Source organism: Pseudoalteromonas sp. A601 (assembly GCF_002165575.1).
Classification (GTDB): Bacteria; Pseudomonadota; Gammaproteobacteria; order Enterobacterales; family Alteromonadaceae; genus Pseudoalteromonas.
Genome location: NZ_MXQF01000011.1, coordinates 1 through 18092, shown reverse-complemented (window position 1 = coordinate 18092; position 18092 = coordinate 1). Strand labels below are relative to the sequence as shown.

Annotated in this window: 16 protein-coding genes; 9 read left to right on the top strand and 7 right to left on the bottom strand. The window is 41.1% G+C overall.

The window, feature by feature from the left end:
* Positions 1-124: 124 nt before the first annotated feature.
* The 5 genes from B5G52_RS10780 to priA form a co-directional block, all read right to left on the bottom strand.
* A complete protein-coding gene (locus tag B5G52_RS10780; RefSeq protein WP_087532653.1) occupies positions 125-499 on the bottom strand; it encodes a gamma-butyrobetaine hydroxylase-like domain-containing protein in 375 nt (124 codons plus the stop codon).
* A gap of 68 nt (positions 500-567) precedes the next feature.
* Positions 568-1896 (bottom strand): HslU--HslV peptidase ATPase subunit, encoded by a 1329-nt coding sequence (gene hslU / locus B5G52_RS10775; protein ID WP_087532652.1) that lies wholly within the window; start codon positions 1894-1896, stop codon positions 568-570.
* 11 nt (positions 1897-1907) lie between these two features.
* Positions 1908-2426, bottom strand: coding sequence for an ATP-dependent protease subunit HslV (gene hslV, locus B5G52_RS10770; protein ID WP_054552816.1), 519 nt, complete (start codon positions 2424-2426; stop codon positions 1908-1910).
* A gap of 80 nt (positions 2427-2506) precedes the next feature.
* Complete coding sequence (locus tag B5G52_RS10765) at positions 2507-3037, bottom strand: SPOR domain-containing protein (protein WP_087532651.1); 531 nt, start codon at positions 3035-3037, stop codon at positions 2507-2509.
* 20 nt (positions 3038-3057) lie between these two features.
* Complete coding sequence (gene priA / locus B5G52_RS10760) at positions 3058-5244, bottom strand: primosomal protein N' (protein WP_087532650.1); 2187 nt, start codon at positions 5242-5244, stop codon at positions 3058-3060.
* A gap of 232 nt (positions 5245-5476) precedes the next feature.
* Here priA and rpmE point away from each other — a divergent pair, with 232 nt between their 5' ends.
* Positions 5477-5689 carry a 50S ribosomal protein L31 gene (gene rpmE, locus B5G52_RS10755; RefSeq protein ID WP_087532649.1) on the top strand — a complete coding sequence of 71 codons (213 nt, stop codon included), beginning with the start codon at positions 5477-5479 and terminating at the stop codon, positions 5687-5689.
* Between the two features lie 605 nt (positions 5690-6294).
* The gene (locus B5G52_RS10750; RefSeq protein ID WP_087532648.1) at positions 6295-7536 is read left to right on the top strand and encodes a malic enzyme-like NAD(P)-binding protein; all 1242 of its coding nucleotides are present in this window, start codon (positions 6295-6297) and stop codon (positions 7534-7536) included.
* Positions 7537-7628: 92 nt separating this feature from the next.
* On the opposite strand, the gene metJ is transcribed toward B5G52_RS10750, so the two are convergent.
* Positions 7629-7949 carry a met regulon transcriptional regulator MetJ gene (gene metJ, locus B5G52_RS10745; RefSeq protein ID WP_016709540.1) on the bottom strand — a complete coding sequence of 107 codons (321 nt, stop codon included), beginning with the start codon at positions 7947-7949 and terminating at the stop codon, positions 7629-7631.
* 235 nt (positions 7950-8184) lie between these two features.
* Between metJ and metB the strand changes: the two genes are divergently transcribed.
* Together metB and metL are read left to right on the top strand one after the other, a co-directional pair.
* Positions 8185-9450 (top strand): cystathionine gamma-synthase, encoded by a 1266-nt coding sequence (gene metB / locus B5G52_RS10740; protein WP_087532647.1) that lies wholly within the window; start codon positions 8185-8187, stop codon positions 9448-9450.
* A 5-nt stretch (positions 9451-9455) separates the two neighbouring features.
* Positions 9456-11801 carry a bifunctional aspartate kinase/homoserine dehydrogenase II gene (gene metL / locus B5G52_RS10735; RefSeq protein WP_087532646.1) on the top strand — a complete coding sequence of 782 codons (2346 nt, stop codon included), beginning with the start codon at positions 9456-9458 and terminating at the stop codon, positions 11799-11801.
* Positions 11802-11874: 73 nt separating this feature from the next.
* Here metL and B5G52_RS10730 read toward each other — a convergent pair whose 3' ends face one another.
* A complete protein-coding gene (locus B5G52_RS10730; protein ID WP_087532645.1) occupies positions 11875-14403 on the bottom strand; it encodes a penicillin-binding protein 1A in 2529 nt (842 codons plus the stop codon).
* A gap of 132 nt (positions 14404-14535) precedes the next feature.
* Here B5G52_RS10730 and B5G52_RS10725 point away from each other — a divergent pair, with 132 nt between their 5' ends.
* From B5G52_RS10725 to B5G52_RS10705, 5 genes are all read left to right on the top strand, one after another.
* Positions 14536-15615 carry a pilus assembly protein PilM gene (locus B5G52_RS10725; RefSeq protein WP_087532644.1) on the top strand — a complete coding sequence of 360 codons (1080 nt, stop codon included), beginning with the start codon at positions 14536-14538 and terminating at the stop codon, positions 15613-15615.
* Entirely contained in the window at positions 15603-16169 is a 567-nt protein-coding gene (locus tag B5G52_RS10720; RefSeq protein ID WP_087532643.1) for a PilN domain-containing protein, read from the top strand. The genes B5G52_RS10725 and B5G52_RS10720 overlap by 13 nt, the downstream gene beginning before the upstream one ends.
* Positions 16166-16786 carry a type 4a pilus biogenesis protein PilO gene (locus B5G52_RS10715; RefSeq protein WP_087532642.1) on the top strand — a complete coding sequence of 207 codons (621 nt, stop codon included), beginning with the start codon at positions 16166-16168 and terminating at the stop codon, positions 16784-16786. The genes B5G52_RS10720 and B5G52_RS10715 overlap by 4 nt, the downstream gene beginning before the upstream one ends.
* Complete coding sequence (locus B5G52_RS10710; protein WP_087532641.1) at positions 16783-17319, top strand: pilus assembly protein PilP; 537 nt, start codon at positions 16783-16785, stop codon at positions 17317-17319. The genes B5G52_RS10715 and B5G52_RS10710 overlap by 4 nt, the downstream gene beginning before the upstream one ends.
* Positions 17306-18092, top strand: a 787-nt coding sequence (locus B5G52_RS10705; RefSeq protein ID WP_369679925.1) for an AMIN domain-containing protein, incomplete at its 3' end; no start/stop codon positions are given. The genes B5G52_RS10710 and B5G52_RS10705, both read left to right, overlap by 14 nt.

Below are 18092 nucleotides of genomic sequence, written 5' to 3'. Positions count from 1 at the left end.
AACCTTCTCATTAGATTTCGCTGCACTCAACCACAACCACAACCACATAATCAGCTTTAACGCCGAGCTGGGCTAACTTTCACCTTGAACCTTTTAACTTGCTAACTTTACTCTCGCCAACTCATTAAGGCACAAACTTGATCGGTACGCTGTCTTTGTTAGCTTGGTGCTCTGCTACGCGTTGCTGATATGTTTGCCATAGATCATCATGGTTAGCTTGTAGGTGTGATAAGTAGCTCCAACTGAATAAGCCGCTGTTGTGGTTATCGTCGAAGATGAGTCTAATTGCATAGTGACCAACGGGTTCTATTTTGCTGATGCCAACCTGTGATTTACTCAAAACGAGTTTCATCGGCTCATTGCCATGGCCTTGTACTTCGGCAGAAGGGGAGTGAACACGCAAAAACTCACTGCTGAAAGTGCAAGTTGAGTCGTCATCAAAATAAACATCAAGCGCTTTGCTAACGGTATGATGGTGTACCTTGATCACTTGTTTCATTGTTATACCTTTGTGAGTAACCTAGAACCTAGAACCTAGAACCTAGGCCCTAGATCCTAGTTTTAAAATTAAAGAATAAAGCGGCTTAAGTCTTCATCTTCAACTAATGCGCCTAAATGTTTTTCAACATAAGCGGCGTCAATCACTAGATTTGAACCTGCTTGCTCTGAAGCATCAAATGAAATTTCTTCCATTAGTTTTTCCATCACAGTATGTAAGCGACGAGCACCGATATTTTCGGTTTTTTCGTTTACCTGCCAAGCGGCTTTAGCGATACGCTCAATTGCATCATCGGCAAACTCTACATTTACTTGTTCAGTTTTAAGTAGTTCGCGTTGTTGTTCTGTGAGTGACGCATGTGGCTCAGTTAGAATGCGTTTAAAGTCATCGGCTGTGAGTGCTTCTAGTTCAACACGAATAGGTAAACGACCTTGTAGCTCTGGGATCATGTCAGATGGTTTTGACATTTGGAATGCACCAGAGGCAATAAATAGCATGTGGTCGGTTTTAACCATGCCGTGTTTGGTGTTGACAGTTGAACCTTCAATCAGCGGCAGTAAATCGCGCTGTACGCCTTCACGACTTACATCTGGGCCTGATGACTCGCCACGCTTACAGATTTTGTCTATCTCATCGATAAACACAATACCGTTTTGCTCAACCGCAAAGATAGCTTGCTCTTTAAGTTCTTCAGGGTTTACTAATTTAGCGGCTTCTTCTTCGGCTAACAGTTTAAAGGCTTCTTTAATTTTCAGCTTACGTTTGGTCTTTTTATCAGAAGACATGTTTTGGAACATGCTCTGCAGCTGGTTGGTCATTTCTTCCATACCAGGAGGCGACATGATCTCAACATTAGGCTGCCCTTGAGCAACATCAATATCAATTTCTTTGTCGTCTAATTGACCTTCGCGTAACTTTTTACGGAATGTCTGGCGCGTTGATGAGTTTTCATCACGCTGAGCTTCACCATATGAGTCTTTCGCTGGTGGCAGTAATGCGTCTAAAATACGTTCTTCTGCAGCTTCTTCAGCGCGATGCTTAAACTTTTTAGTTTGCTGTTCGCGTGTCATTTTAATTGACACATCGACTAAATCACGAATGATAGTTTCAACTTCTTTACCGACATAACCCACTTCGGTGAACTTAGTGGCTTCAACTTTAATAAATGGCGCGTTAGCGAGTTTTGCTAAGCGACGTGCAATTTCAGTTTTACCAACACCGGTAGGACCAATCATTAAAATATTTTTTGGGGTAACTTCAGTGCGTAAGTCGTCGCTTAATTGCATACGGCGCCAGCGATTACGAAGCGCAATAGAGACGGCTTTTTTTGCTTTTGCTTGGCCAATGATATGTTGGTCAAGTTCATGAACGATTTCTCTTGGAGTCATAGCAGACATAGCGGTTCCTATTACAATTCTTCGATAGTTTGGAAGTTATTTGTGAATACGCAAATATTGCCTGCAATTGTCAGGCTTTTTTCTACGATATCACGGGCGCTCAGGTCGGTGTTTTCAAGTAACGCAGTTGCGGCTGATTGCGCAAAGTTACCACCACTACCAATAGCGATTAGGTCGTTTTCAGGCTGCACGACATCGCCGTTACCTGTAATAATCAATGACGCGGTTTCATCAGCAACCGCAAGCAAGGCTTCGAGTTTTCGAAGAGCACGGTCACTACGCCAGTCTTTTGCCATTTCTACGGCAGCTTTGGTTAGGTTACCTTGGTGCATTTCAAGTTTGCTTTCAAAACGTTCGAATAGGGTAAAGGCATCAGCAGTACCGCCAGCAAAACCAGCGATTACTTTGCCATTATAAAGGCGTCGAACTTTACGGGCGTTGCCCTTCATTACGGTGTTACCAAGTGAAACTTGGCCGTCGCCACCAATGACGACTTTATCGTCGCGGCGTACACTTACAATAGTGGTCATGTTATTCCTCATCATCGAGCCGCGGGGGCGACTCGTAAAAAGCGATTGATGAGAGGTTAATATGGGTTAATGGATTAAAATCAAGTCCAAAGCCAAATTCCACAGCCCATTATTTTGCTGCGTTTGAGTTTGTTTTTGTCACTTTCAGCTAAACGCTTGGTTTTATAAGGCCCAAGGCGTACTTTATACCAAATTCCATTTGTGCCAGTGGTTTCACGTACTTCAGCAATGAGTCCTGCAAAGGCTATTTTTGCTTTGAGAGTTTCGGCTTGAGAACGAGTTCTAAATGACCCGCATTGCATGACATAAGGGCCTTTTTGTTTAAGCTCTTTAACTTCAACTTGGATTTCATGCTCTTTTATTTCTTTTATAAATTCAGGCGGGCGCGGTTTAGCCGGCTCAACTTTTTCTTTAGCTTTAGTCGGATTGGCTTGTTGTTCAACAAGTTTAGGGTCGGCATTGGTTTTTACATACCATAAGCCAAAGCAAAAACCACCGACCAAAAGAGTCGTTAAAATAACTAATAAAACCGGAAATGGCTTTTTAGCGGGTGGCTGTTTTTTACTGTTACGGTTGCCCGGTTTTTTATTAATAAAATCGTGTTGTGCCATGTGTGTTCTAAGTTTTAACCTTAAATCATATCTATTGGGTCGACATCTAAGCTCCAGCGCACTTTTTGTGCAAGCTTACTGGTGCTTAGGTAGTCAATCATTTGCGCTAAATATTGGTGCAATAATTGACGATCAAGCGCTTGAATATGCAATTGAAAACGGTATTTCCCTGCTATTTTTTCAAGAGGAGCAGGAATTGGACCTAGCAATTGTATACCAGTTACACCGTGCACAGGAACTAAATCAGTTAAAAAATCCACCACCTGCTTCACGTTATGCCCTTGGGCGCGGACAATGGCCATATTCGTAATAGGGGGTAGTTGTGCATCTTCACGCTCTTGTAATGCAAAGCGGGCAAAATCTTGATACCCATTATTAACTAAGTCTTGTAATAATGGGTGCTCTGGAAAGTGTGTTTGCAATAAAACATGGCCAGGCTCTCCGCTTCGTCCTGCTCGCCCTGCAACTTGTGTAACCAGTTGAGCTAAATGCTCGGTCGCACGAAAATCACAGGAGTATAAGCCGCTATCTACGTCTAAAATAAGCACTAAGCTGACATCGGGAAAATGATGTCCTTTAGCGAGCATTTGCGTACCCACTAAAATTCGTGCGCCGCCTTGATTAATATCATCAAGGGCTTTTTCTAAGCTGCCTTTACGCCGTGTTGAATCACGGTCAATCCGGCTAATAGGGGTGTCAGTAAACTCTGTTGTTAAAAACTCTTCTATTTGCTCTGTGCCTTTACCATTTGGAAATATTTGCGTGCTGCCACAATCAGGGCATTGATGTGGTACCCGTTCTTGTTCGCCGCAGTGATGGCAAATCATTTGGCCTATAGCTTTGTGAAATGTTGCGCTGGTACTGCAACGCGAGCACTCACTGAGCCAACCACATTCATGGCAAATTAGTGTAGGTGAAAAACCACGGCGATTTAAAAATACCATTACTTGCTTACCGCGGTTTAAGTGTTGGCGCATCGTGGCAAGGCTTGCATGCGCAATACCGGCTTGATCAGGCTGACCTTTCATATCTAACAACTGAAACTTGTTATCTGTATTGGTTTGCGCACGCTGCGTTAAGCTCAGTAGTTGGTATTTACCATTAATGGCTTTGTGCAGAGTCTCTAAAGCGGGGGTTGCAGAGCCTAAGACTAAAGGGATTTTGTGTTGGTAAGCACGGTACGCTGCTAAGTCTCTGGCATGATAGCGCAAGGTATCTTGTTGTTTGAATGAACTATCGTGTTCTTCATCAACAATGATCATACCCAGCTTTAAAAAAGGTAAAAAGATACTTGAGCGAGTGCCTATGACAATAGCGCAGCTGGCTTTTTCGCAAAAGCGCCATGTTTGCAGGCGCTCGTTATCGGTTAAGGCTGAGTGCCAAAGCATGATAGGAGTATCAACAAAGCGGCGGCGAAAGCGGTTAACCGTTTGGGGTGTTAAGCCAATTTCAGGCACTAGTACGAGTGCTTGTTCACCTCGTTTTAGTACTTCTTCTAGGCATTGTAAGTAAACTTCAGTTTTGCCACTGCCGGTGACGCCTTCAAGTAAAAAGCTATTAAAACCTGTGCTTTGGTTTATTGATGTACAGGCAACGGCTTGCTCTTTGTTTAATACGGGTTTGGTACCAATTTGTGGCGCTTGTTGTTGCCATTGATTATCGTGTTCAATACTTTGGCTAATAAGCTCTTTTGTCAGCAAACTATCAATGGTCTTTTTATTAAACCCGAGCGCTTTTAATTCGGTGAGTGAGGACTTTCCTGATTCGGCTAATTGCTTTAATAGTCCTAGTTGGCTTTTTGCTTTTAAAGACGGAAGCTTGGCGCCTTTTGCAGTTAAGGCGACCATGTTAATACTGCTTTTATCAGGGCATTCGCCTTGGCGTAATGCGCCAGGTAATGCAATATGTATTGTTTCGCCTAATGGGTAGCAGTAATAGCGGGCGGTAAAGCGTAATAAATCAAGATGCTGTGCAGATAAAATAGGCTCATCATCAATCACCTCTAAGAGTGCTTTAATTTTATCTTTTGGCACGTCTGTGGTGGTTTTTAACGCGAGTACCACGGCGACTTTCTTTTGATTACCAAATGGCACTATAACCCGGGTGCCAACTTGTGGCGTTACTGATAAACCGTTAAGTTGTTCCGGTAGGCTGTAATCAAAAGTACGCTGTAGCGGAACTTTTATAGCAACTTCAACAAAACTCATAGCAACTCAACAAAAACCAACAAGACAGCTAATGTACTAAAGTTACGATAAAAAACCTATCAGCAAATGCTGGGTTTAAAGTTTTTGCTCATTTAATTAGCAAAAAACACATTTAAAGCTTGTGGCGGGCGAGGTTGTTGCTTAGAATACGCGTCCAATTATTTTGATTTAAACGACGTATGGTGCCAGACTTCGGGTTTGGAGAGCGATGCGGCCTTAACTAGAGGTTTCTATGAAAGAAGGTATTCACCCTAAGTACGAAGTAATTTCAGCAACTTGTTCATGCGGAAATAAATTCGAAACTAGTTCAACTCTGTGTAAAGACATTCACTTAGACGTATGCTCTGCGTGTCACCCGTTTTACACTGGTAAGCAAAAGATTTTAGACACAGGTGGCCGTGTTGATCGCTTTAACAAGCGTTTCGGTTCACTTAGCAGCAAGTAATTTCTGCTTTCGTGTTAAGAAAGGCACCTTCGGGTGCTTTTTTTGTGCCTGTAATTTAGAAAAACTTACAGTGACTCATTTTCCCCTCCTAATTTACATAGATTAAAATTAGAAAATCCCCCTTTGTGTATTACTTTGTTGCCAGCGATATGGCTAATTTATAGCGATATTATTCTGACTAATATTTCTGTTTCTTATAATGGTTATAGCTAATGAAGCACAGACAAACCCTAATTAATTCACTATATTAATTATTAATATAAATTACATTGCTGCTATTACTGTATCTAAAACGGGCTAAATTGCAGTTATTTGTCGCTATCGTCGATAATTGTTGTTGTTTTTTAGTTTGTTCGAGTTGCAGTAATATTTGCTTTAAATTCAAGCAAATTTAGCTGGGTTTTTTGATGTTTTGTTAGTGTTTTAATCAGGCGTTTTTAGAATTATTTACTAAAAATGCTGGCAAAACGCATAAAATTAACTGATATAGCTTATAACAGGATAGACCTGATATTGCTTGAATTTAATTATAATATAGGTATTGTTCGCTAAGAACTGCTCACTCTCACTTTAAATTTAACTTACTTGCAGGATAAAATCGCGTTATGTCAGACTTTCGTGAACAAGCATTACATTACCATGCTCACCCCGTTCCAGGAAAAATCAGCATTGAACTTACTAAGCCAGCTGAAACCGTTAATGATCTCGCTCTAGCTTATAGCCCAGGTGTTGCTGAACCTGTGCGTGAAATTGCAGCCGATCCAGCTAATGCATATAAATACACGGGCAAAGGTAATATGGTGGCTGTTATTACTAATGGTACCGCTATATTAGGCTTAGGTAATCTAGGGCCACTGGCGTCAAAACCAGTAATGGAAGGTAAGGCATTATTATTTAAGCGTTTTGCAGGCCTAGATTCAATTGATATTGAAGTAAAGCATCGTACAACTGAAGATTTCATCAATACGGTGGCTAATATTGCAGATACGTTTGGCGGTATTAATCTTGAAGATATTAAAGCGCCAGAATGTTTTGAGATTGAAAAAGCATTAATTGAGCGCTGTAGTATTCCTGTTTTTCATGATGATCAACACGGTACTGCTATAGTAACTGCTGCGGGTATGATCAATGCGCTTGAAGTGCAAGGCAAAAAAATTGAAGATGCGATTATTGTATGTTTAGGTGCTGGTGCAGCTGCTGTAGCATGTATGGAACTACTTATTAAATGTGGCGCTCTGCGTGAGCATATTTATATGCTTGACCGTAAAGGGGTTATTCATACACGTCGCGATGATTTAAATGAATATAAACAACTGTTTGCAAATAATACAGATAAACGTACGTTACAAGATGTAATAGCCGATGCAGATGTGTTTGTTGGTGTATCAGGTCCGAACTTGTTAGATCCAGAAGATTTAAAGCTAATGGCCGACAAACCAGTTATTTTTGCATGTTCTAATCCAGATCCTGAGATTGCGCCAGAGCGTGCACACGGCGCCCGTAAAGATCTTATTATGGCGACAGGGCGCTCAGATTACCCGAACCAAGTTAATAACGTGCTATGTTTCCCATTTATCTTCCGTGGTGCGCTTGATGTTCGTGCAAGCCAAATCAACGATGAAATGAAAATTGCAGCAGTGGATGCCATTCGTAGTATTGCTAAAGAGCCAGTACCCGCAGAAGTATTAAAAGCAGCGGGTGTTGATTCTCTTGAATTTGGCCCTGAGTATATTATCCCAAAACCAATGGATCCGCGTTTGTTGCCACGTATAGCAAAAGCGGTAGCGCAAGCGGCTATTGATTCAGGTGTTGCGCAAATAGATATGCCTGAAAATTATATGGCTTAGCCGAAACGATCAAGCAATAAAAAACCTCAGCAATGTTAGGTGCTGAGGTTTTTTTGTATCCAATTCCTGAAGGCAGGAATGCAAACCGTAACTTAATCTTCGTTAAGTACAGGTACTTCAAGTCCCATTTCGAGCATGATTTTCTTCACTTCTTCAGGCACTTTCTCAGGGTTGTCTTTACGCAAGTCTTCGTCGTTTGGCAGCGGTTGCCCAGTAAAAGCGTGTAAAAATGCTTCACAAAGTAGTTCGCTGTTAGTCGCGTGTCGTAGGTTGTTAATTTGACGGCGGGTGCGCTCGTCAGTTAACACTTTTAGCACGTTAAGTGGGATAGACACGGTGATCTTTTTCACTTGCTCTGATTTTTTACCGTGTTCTGCGTATGGGTGAATATATTCACCGTTCCATTTAGCCATAAGAAGTATCGTTGCCTCAGGTTGTTAGTTGTTTGCATAGCCTATTTGCTTTGCAAAGATGCGGAAATTCTATCGTTTTAAAAAAGATAGTCAAACACTTGTTATTTAGCCATCTAGCGAGCTAAATATCTTTACCGCTAATAATGCCCTGGTTACACCACAAATGTTTTGACTTATGGGGACTGATCATCTAACCTTTTAGACGTCTAAACATCCATTTATTGTAGGTGACGTTATGAGTCAAAAGAACAAAGCAACTATCGCGGTACGAAATGGTATCGATGCTGATAAACATCATGGCGCTGTTGTGCCGCCTCTTCATTTATCAACAACCTATTCCTTTGCTGATTTTGATACTAAACGCCAATACGATTATGGCCGCAGTGGTAACCCAAGCCGCGATATTCTAGCTGAGACGCTGGCTGAACTTGAAGGAGGCGCTAAGGGAATTATTACGGCCACGGGTATGTCGGCAGTACATTTAGCGACTCAACTACTCAATAGCGATGATACTTTAATCATTCCTCATGATTGTTATGGTGGCAGCTACCGTTTATTTACCTCTCTTGAAAAGCGTGGGTTATTAAAGTTAGTGGTTTTAGATTTAACGAAAACTGAAAATCATGAAAAAATTCTTGAAATTAAACCTAAGCTAATTTGGATTGAAACACCGAGCAACCCTATTTTACGCCTGACCGATATTAAAGCGATTACCACTATTGCTAAACAATGTGGTGCACTTGTTGGCGCAGATAACACATTCTTATCGCCGGCTTTACAAAATCCAATCGAATTTGGTGTCGATATTGTGGTGCATTCAACAACTAAATATATTAATGGTCACTCAGATGTTGTGGGTGGCGCCGTGATTGCTGCAACCCAAGAGTTAGGTGATGAGCTTGCGTGGTGGGCAAATAATATTGGTATTACCGGTGCGCCGTTTGATAGCTACTTAACTTTGCGTGGCTTGCGTACGTTAAATGTTCGTTTACGTCAGCACCAAGAAAATGCGTTTATCATAGCGCAATATCTAGAAGACTCTCCTTATGTAAGCCAAGTTTATTATCCTGGTCTTGAGTCACATCCACAGCATGAGTTGGCTAAAGTACAGCAGCGTGGTTTTGGTGGCATGGTGAGTTTTGATATTAAGGGTGATGTAAATGATGCGGCAGCATTTTTAACGAGTCTTGAAGAGTTTACTTTAGCTGAGTCACTGGGCGGTGTTGAGAGTTTAATTTGTCATCCAGCTACTATGACTCATGCCGGAATGGATGCAACTGCACGCCTTGAAGCTGGTGTGGGTGACACGCTAATTCGTATTTCTGTTGGTATTGAAGATGTTAAAGACTTAGTGGCTGATTTAGAACGTGTGTTTAATAAAGTAAAGCCTGGTCAGGGTGGTCAAAGTGAGCAACTTGTTGCACAACAAGCCACAGCTAAACAACAAGATCAGCAATCAAGCTCATTTAAACTAACGCCAGCACATACGGCATTGTGGTAAGAAAAATGGTTAATATAGTACATAAATTTGGTGGTTCGAGCTTAAGTTCGCCAGAGCGCTATCAAGCAGTCGCGAATATCATTTTAGCGAATAGCGAAGTGGGTGATTGTGTTGTGGTTTCAGCCGCAGGTAAAACAACGAACACTTTGGTTAAGTTATGGCAAAGTTACCAGCAGGATGATCTGCAAGCTGTTAGCGACATTTTATTATTGTTAGATAATCACCAGCGAACCTTGATTGAGCAATTATTAACGGCACAAGCCAAGCAGCAGGCCCTTAGCTTATTGCAACAAGAATTGGCACAATTAGCCGAACAAGCCAAGCAGCAAACTTTAACTGAGGCTCCTTTACTTGCTCATGGTGAAGTGTGGTCGGCGAGATTACTTGCAAGCTATTTACAGCAATTAGGTTTAGCTGCAAAAGATATTGATGCGCGTCAGCTTTTTACCTTAAATGATGGGCAGTTATTGCATCAAAAGAATCAACAAGCTTGTATAGATTTGATAAGCAAGCGGCATGTTAATGTGGTTACCGGCTTTATTGCCAGTGACTGCCATGGTGATACAGTAACTTTTGGACGTAATGGCAGTGATTACAGTGCCACACTCTTAGGTAGTTATTGTCATGCCCAGCAAGTGTCTATTTGGACCGATACTCAAGGTGTATTTAGTACTGACCCTCGTAAGGTAAATAAAGCGCTTAAATATTCAAAAGTGTGTCGTGGTCAAGCCAATTTATTAGCACGATTAGGTAACCCTGTTTTACATGCTAAAACATTATCACCGTTAAAAAATACTGATATAAAGCTGGTTGTACGCAGCAGTTTTGATACTGAAGCCAGTGCCACTGAAATAGTTAAAGAAAGTTATAGTAAAGCTAAGCGTTTTATCACCACGCTAGAAAACATTGATTTATTACGTGTGGATCAACTCAATGCAGGTGAAGTCGGGCAACTGAGTCAGCTTATTCAACATAGCTTGCACCATTTTGTTAAGCAGGGCGATACTTACTTATTAGTGCCAGGTAGTGCGACTCACCAAGTTGTGAGCCAGTTACAAGGGCGTGCTAATATTGTTGAGTCAAACTTACATGGCTGCGCGATTGTTGCACCAAGTAATGATATAGCTCATTTATCTTTACAGGCTTCCTCGCTGCTTAGTGAACAAAGTTTAGCACCACGTTTTAGCCACCAAGATACTGATTATGCTTTGTTATTAACTGATCAAGTAATTGATAGTGATGTATTAACGCTATTACATGACAAGTTAATCAACAAAGGCCAAGAGCTTGCGGTGATCATTGCAGGCTTAGGTAATGTTGGCGAAGTGTTTATTTCACAGCTTTCACAACAGCTAAATCGCTTAGAACAGCATTTTAGTGTGAAGTTAGTGGGTTTAGTACGTTCTCAGCAAATGTTATTCAGCCCAAGCGGTATTAGCCTGGAGCAATGGCAAACACGATGGGATAACGAAGCTGCTGATTATCAGCAAGCGGATTTATTAACGCATATAAGTGAACTTGATTACGAACATAAAGTGGTGATTGATATTACCGCCAGTGAATCATTTAGTTTACTTTATCCTGACTTTGTTAATTTAGACTGTCACTTGATCAGTGCGAATAAATATGCAGGTACGGCTGATAATGACTGGTATCAAGCATTACGCCACAATTTAGCTGAACGCAATTTATTTTGGCGCTATAACACGTCTGTTGGCGCTGGGTTACCGATTAACTTTGCTTTAGCTGATTTACAAAATAGTGGTGACAAAATCACGCGTATCGAAGGGGTATTCTCTGGTACGTTATCGTGGTTGTGTAGTAGCTATGATGGCAGTGTGCCATTTTCAGATTTAGTATTACAAGCGCAGGAAATGGGTTTTACAGAGCCTGATCCGCGTGAAGACTTATCTGGTCGTGATATGCAGCGTAAGTTGCTTATTCTAGCGCGTGAATTAGGTTTAACTTTAGAGTTAGATGATATTGACTTAATAGCACTGATGCCAGAGCAATTAGCACAAGGCGATTGGCAGTCATTTTTAGATAACAAACAACAGTTAGATAGCTTTATTGCTGACAAGGCCAAGCAGGCGAGCGAGCAGGGTAAGGTGTTGCGCTATACTGGCGCTTTGTCACTTGCTGATAATAAACTCACAGCGCAAGTTGGGCTGGCGTTTGCCACTCAAGGTGATGCGTTAGCTAATTTAACACCGGGCGATAATATCTTTGTAATAAACAGCCAGTGGTATAGTGGCAATGCTTTGGTAATACAAGGCCCTGGTGCAGGTAAAGAGGTCACCGCAGCAGGCGTGCATTCGGATTTATATTGGTTAATACAAAATTTAAAATAAAAAGCTTGTAATAAAAAAGCGCCAATTTTGGCGCTTTTTTGTTTTATGTAGCAGCGATTTTATATCACGACGATTAAAATAGCTCTTCTTCAGTTTTAGTATCCTCTTCAAATACATCTTCAACGTGCTGCATAACGTATTTTGTAGGGGCGGTGCCTTTTTTGAAATACTCAAAGCGACTAGTGTAATCATTCTTTTGGCTAAGTAAGCCTGTTGCTAGGTCTATACGAATTGACACTAGTCCTTCAGGTGGCTCGATTGGCGCTTCTGGCTGGTTTTTAAGTGCTACACGCATAAAATCAACCCAAGCAGGTTGAGCGGTTTTAGCGCCTGACTCAGCGCCTGTGATCTGAGATTTACTCAAATTACTATTATAGGTAGAGCGACCCAGTGGGTTACCTGGATTATCAAAGCCCACCCAAACAGAAGTCATTACGTTACGATTAAAGCCGCTAAACCAAGTATCAACGGAGTCATTGGTAGTACCTGTTTTACCTGATAAGTCGCGTCGCTCTAGCGCTTGCGCTCGCCAACCTGTACCACTCCAACCCGTTTTATGGGCCCAGCTACCGCCGCCCCAAATCGCACTATTCATAGCATCAGCAATTAAGAATGCATTTTGCTTAGAAATAATGCGCGGAGCACATGTTACTGCGGATGCATGGCCTGTAGTGGAATCCTCAAAAACATTACTAGATGGGCTTGTTAAATTACTATTTAAGGCAACGTCACCTTCGTTAGCAGCTGCATCAGCGTCACAAGCGAGTTGTGGTTGCGTTTTAAATAGCACATTGCCAGCAGAATCTTGAATTTCACTAATAAAGTAAGGAGTAATTAAATGGCCTCCATTAGCAAACGCGCTCATACCTCGAGCAAGTTCAAGCGGAGTAATTGAGGCACTACCCAAGGCCAACGATTCGCTACGATTGATATCGCTATTTTGAAAGCCAAATTTAAGTAAATGATCAGCAGTACGATTGAGTCCAACCCCTCTTAATAAACGCACGGAAATAACGTTTTTAGATTGCGCTAATGCACGGCGAATACGAATTGGGCCATTATAAACTGCAGGGCTGTTTTTAGGACGCCATGCCACACCTAAGCTTTTATCCCATTGATTTATAGGTGCATCGTTTAAAATAGATGCTAAGGTATAGCCTCTTTCTAGTGCTGCAGAATAAATAAAGGGTTTAATGTTTGAGCCTACTTGGCGCTTCGCTTGAACTGCACGATTGTATTGGCTTTGCTCAAAGCTATAACCACCTACTATAGCTTTTATACGGCCATCATTAGGATCTAGAGACACTAAAGCACTGGCGGCTTCTGGCAGTTGACTAAGTAGATAGCTGCCGTCGTTATTTCTACGCAGCCAAATTTGAGCGCCTGGCGCTAAAATTTCGCTGGCTGTTTTTGGTGCAAAACCTTGACGGTAACGAGTGATGAACTTGCGTGCCCATTTTAAATTATCCCAGTTTAGCGTGGCGTGCTCGCCATTTTTTAATAATACGTTAGCGCTTTTTTCGCCTACCTCTAATACTGCGGCGGCCAACAGCGGGCCGATTTCTTTGATGGGAGCAAGTTTGTCTAAAATTGCTTGTTGATTGAGTGGTGATTGTGTCTCATGATCCCACAGATGAACCTCTGCGCCGCGATAGCCATGGCGCATATCATAAGCATGTAGATTATCTACCAGCGCTTTTTGTGCTGCGGCTTGTACGTCTGATTCTACACTGGTGTATACTTTAAAACCGGTATTATAGGCACGTTCGAAACCGTAGCGAGCGACCATTTCGGCACGTACCATTTCCGAAATATAAGGGGCATACAAATCAATTTCAGCTCCATGAAAGCGTGCTGTAATTGGCTGCTTTGACGTTTCATTGAACTCTTGCTGGGTGATAAAGCCCACGTCAAGCATCCGACTTAGCACAACATTGCGGCGAGCTTTAGCACGCACAGGGTTACGAATAGGGTTTAATGCTGATGGTGCTTTAGGTAAACCTGCAATCATCGCCATTTGTGCTAAATTTAATTCATTAAGCTCTTTACCATAATAAACTTGTGCAGCTGCACCGATACCGAATGCACGGTTGCCTAATTCGATTTTATTTAAGTAAAGAGCAAGTATTTCATCTTTACTAAGTAGGTTTTCAATATGCAGGGCAATAAAGATTTCTTTTACTTTACGAATATAGGCTTTTTCTCGTGTTAAGAAAAAGTTACGAGCGAGCTGCATGGTGATTGTACTTGCGCCTTGTTTTTTCTCGCCAGTTGATATTAATACTATCGCTGAACGAACTATACCTATAGGATCTATACCAATATGTTCATAAAATCGTGTATCTTCAGTGGCTAATATTGCATCAATGAGTGGCTGTGGGATCTCATCGATACTAACGGGTATACGGCGTTTCTCTCCAAATTGGTTGATCAACAAGCCGTCTCGAGAGAATACTTGCATGGGAGTTTGTAATTGCACGTCTTTTAAAACTTGCACACTTGGGATATCGGATTTAACGTAATAATAAAGGCTTGCTAATGTAATTAAGCCCAAAAACGTGCAAATGATAAAAAATTGTAAAGTTCGTTTGAATAAAATCACTTATATTTTCCCTAAATGGACTCCCAATTAGAATCGTAGGCTGATAGTATATATTGATTAAAAAATGAATAGTATTTTTTCAGATAAAAATTATAACTTGTTTATTCTTAAAACAAAGGCCGAATCGCAAACATGTTAAGCCAACTAATGAATAAGTCTTCATCAATGATGATAGGGATAGATATCGGTTCGCACGCTATTAAAGCAGTGTTACTGAATGAAACGGAAACCGGCTACCGCCTAGAGGCCTTAGCAATTGAACCTATGCCAAAAGGAACAATGTCCGAACGAAATATTCAGGACATTGAAGCGATTGGTAATATTATCACTAAATTGAAGCGTAAATTACCTAAATCGGCAAAATTTGCGGCGGTTGCTGTTTCCGGGCAAACAGTGATCACCAAAGTTATCTTTATGGACGTTACGTTAAGTGATGCCGAACTTGAGTCGCAAATCGAAATTGAAGCCGATAGCTTAATTCCATACCCGTTAGATGAAGTTAGTCTCGATTTTGAAAAACTAGCAACCAATGAAGCCGATCCTACTAAAATGAACGTGTTACTTTCGGCTGCACGAACCGAAAGTGTTGAAGCCCGTGTTGGAGCATTAGAAACCGCAGGCTTAACTGCAAAAGTCGTCGATGTTGAAAGTTATGCGCTTAGCCGAGCCATGGACGTTTATTATCAACAACTGCCCAGCGATGCATTTAATAAATGTGTGGCAATGATTGATATAGGGGCTGTGCTGACCTTAGTAAGTGTGGTACTTGCAGGTGAAACTATTTACACTCGTGACCAAGTGTTTGGTGGCGATCAATACACTAATAGCATTGTTGCTTATTATAATAAAAGCTTTGATGAAGCTGAAATAGGTAAAACAACCGCTGATTTACCGCCTAACTATACGTTTGAAGTATTAGCGCCTTTTCAAACTTCACTGTTACAACAAGTTCGCCGTGCTGTACAGATGTTTTTGACTACCAGTGGTAAAGAGCAAATTGATTATATTATTTTGACCGGCGGAACAGCCATGATTAATGGTTTAGATCGCTTGTTAATAGAAGAGCTTGGTATACATACAATAGTTGCCGAACCATTTGAAAATATGGATATATCACCTAGAGTTGATCGTAATGTAATGCAGCGTCACCGAACGCAGTTTGCCATTGCTACAGGTTTGGCATTAAGGAGCTTTTCATCATGCCACATATAAATCTACTGCCATGGCGTGAACAGCAGCGTAAACAATCTCAGAATAAGTTTGCCACTACTTTGTTTTTAGTTGTGCTATTGAGCTTTTTAAGTATGTATATGTTAAGTACATATTACGGCAATCTGCGTGATGGACAGAATGTTAAAAATAATTTTTTAACAACCGAAATAGGTCATCTAGATACGCGTATTCGCGAAATTCGTGAGTTAGATAAAAAGAAAGAAAACTTACAACAGCGTATGCGTCTTATTGAGGATTTACAGAGTAGTCGAAATTTAGGTACGCAAATTATGGATGAAGTAGCTAAAATTGTACCTGGTGGGGTTTATTTAACTAAGTTAGAGCGTCGGGGAAGCGCCATTCATGTAATTGGACGCAGTGAATCAAATAACCGCCTATCAAGCATGTTAAGGCAAGTACAAAACTCTTATCTGTTAGAAAAACCCACTATGCAAGGGATCGTAGCGGGTGAAAAGTCATCTCGCTTACTTAGTGATTTTAATATGGAGTTTTATGTTAAGCCCTTTGATAAAATTGGTGAGGTTAAGCAATGAACCTTGATATCAAAGCCTTAACCGAGATTGATTGGAATGAAATTGAGCTAGAAAACATTGGTGATTGGCCAGTTGTTGTTAAAGTTATTTGTTGTGCTTTTGTAGCAGCTTTGGTGCTATTTTTTAGTTATAGCCTGTTAGTTTCAGACGAAATTGATAGTTACCATAATGCGGTAGCGAAGGAAGTTGAGCTACGCAATACTTATCGCGCAAAATACGCGGTAGCGAGTAATTTAGAGATTTACCGCCAACAAATGGTGGAGATGGAAGATAAGTTCTCACAGCTATTAAAGCGCTTGCCAACGTCTAATGAAACACCTGGTTTACTAGATGATTTAACTTATGTTGGTACCACAAGCGGATTAACCTTCTTAAAGATTGGTTGGCTACCTGAAATAGAAAAAGAGTTTTATACTGAGTTACCTATAAAAATAGAAGTGATAGGTAGTTACCATGAATTTGGTGATTTTGTTGGCAAAGTAGCGCAACTACCTCGCATTGTAAGTTTGCACGATTTTTCAATAACCAGCACAAATACCGGTAAACTTACATTTAGCGTGGTCGCAAAAACCTATCGCTATGAAGGTGCAGTTAAGAAGGGAGTGGCTAGAAAATGAGAAAAATAGCTACAATACTTCTTTCAGCTTTTGCTTTAACTGCGTGTAATGATGATATTGCACAGCAGCAAGAATTTATTGATCAGGTTAAGGCCAGCACAACGCCTAAAGTTGAAGAAATACCTAAGCTCACTAAGTTTGAACATTTTGAATACAGCGCACGTCAATTACGCAGCCCGTTTGTTGCGCCACAGCCTGAAATTATTCAAAATAATATGGTGCAAGTGAAGAACTGTTTACACCCTGATCCTGATCGAGCTCGAGAACCATTGGAGAAATACCCTTTAGACAACTTAGCAATGAAGGGGACTCTTGGTTCAGATGGCAGAACATGGGCTTTAATTAAAGCCGCTGATGAATCTTTGCACCGAGTCACAATTGGGGATTACTTAGGTTTATATCATGGTGTAGTGAAAGATGTTCAAAGTGATTTTATAGAGTTACTAGAATTAATACCCGATGGGTCTGGTTGTTGGAAAGAGCGCCTGACTAAGCTTGAAATGTTAGAGGCGACAACTGATGGCGCGAGTTAAAAATAAAAAAGGTAAAATTAAAATGCATAAGGGAGTATCTTGGAGTAACCGCATTCAGCAATCAGTGCTTGGCGTTATTGCCCTTTTTATCACGCAGGCGGCGCTTGCTGAGCCATTACTTTATGATGTTCGGTACAATCCGTTACTTGCAGGAGAAACCGAGCTACAGCTGGTTTTTGATGAAGAGTTAGCGCAGCAACCGACAGTACAAGTATTTAATAACCCCGCCCGCATCGAAATGCGATTCATTGATAGTAATGTAGAAAAGGCTGTCAGCGACGTTGCTATTGACCAAGCAGGAATTGAGAAAGTAACAAGTAAGGTAAGCGACGGTCACTTAATTGTCACCGTACATATGGATCGTTTAAAAATTTACCAAACGACGGTGAATAATAATTTAGTGTCGTTACATGTATCTGACAACATGCTGACTAACTCAAGGTCAGATGCGGCCGAAGCAAGCGCTAACGATACTAGTAATTTTATAAACTCGATCCAATCTATTGATTTTCGTCGTGGTGAAAAAGGTGAAGCACGCATTTTCGTATTTTTGCAGGATACCCAAGCGGCAGTTGATGTTCATGAAAGTGGTGGAAAAATTATTGCTGAATTTCATCATACAGATATTTTAGACGACTTACTGTATGAGTTAGATGTGCTCGATTTTGGCACTGTTGTGAGTAAGATTGAGACATTTAAAGAAGACAGTAAAAGCCGCATTGTGATTGAGCCCAATGCTGCTTTTAAATCTCTTCGGGTTTATTCCCCGCCGC

Coding starts and splice junctions, on each gene's coding strand:
- metB (WP_087532647.1), top strand. CDS start 8,185: ATGAGTCAAAAGAACAAAGCAACTATCGCGGTACGAAATGGTATCGAT.
- hslU (WP_087532652.1), bottom strand. CDS start 1,896: ATGTCTGCTATGACTCCAAGAGAAATCGTTCATGAACTTGACCAACAT.
- B5G52_RS10765 (WP_087532651.1), bottom strand. CDS start 3,037: ATGGCACAACACGATTTTATTAATAAAAAACCGGGCAACCGTAACAGT.
- metL (WP_087532646.1), top strand. CDS start 9,456: ATGGTTAATATAGTACATAAATTTGGTGGTTCGAGCTTAAGTTCGCCA.
- B5G52_RS10725 (WP_087532644.1), top strand. CDS start 14,536: ATGTTAAGCCAACTAATGAATAAGTCTTCATCAATGATGATAGGGATA.
- B5G52_RS10710 (WP_087532641.1), top strand. CDS start 16,783: ATGAGAAAAATAGCTACAATACTTCTTTCAGCTTTTGCTTTAACTGCG.
- hslV (WP_054552816.1), bottom strand. CDS start 2,426: ATGACCACTATTGTAAGTGTACGCCGCGACGATAAAGTCGTCATTGGT.
- priA (WP_087532650.1), bottom strand. CDS start 5,244: ATGAGTTTTGTTGAAGTTGCTATAAAAGTTCCGCTACAGCGTACTTTT.
- B5G52_RS10750 (WP_087532648.1), top strand. CDS start 6,295: ATGTCAGACTTTCGTGAACAAGCATTACATTACCATGCTCACCCCGTT.
- B5G52_RS10720 (WP_087532643.1), top strand. CDS start 15,603: ATGCCACATATAAATCTACTGCCATGGCGTGAACAGCAGCGTAAACAA.
- B5G52_RS10780 (WP_087532653.1), bottom strand. CDS start 499: ATGAAACAAGTGATCAAGGTACACCATCATACCGTTAGCAAAGCGCTT.
- rpmE (WP_087532649.1), top strand. CDS start 5,477: ATGAAAGAAGGTATTCACCCTAAGTACGAAGTAATTTCAGCAACTTGT.
- B5G52_RS10715 (WP_087532642.1), top strand. CDS start 16,166: ATGAACCTTGATATCAAAGCCTTAACCGAGATTGATTGGAATGAAATT.
- metJ (WP_016709540.1), bottom strand. CDS start 7,949: ATGGCTAAATGGAACGGTGAATATATTCACCCATACGCAGAACACGGT.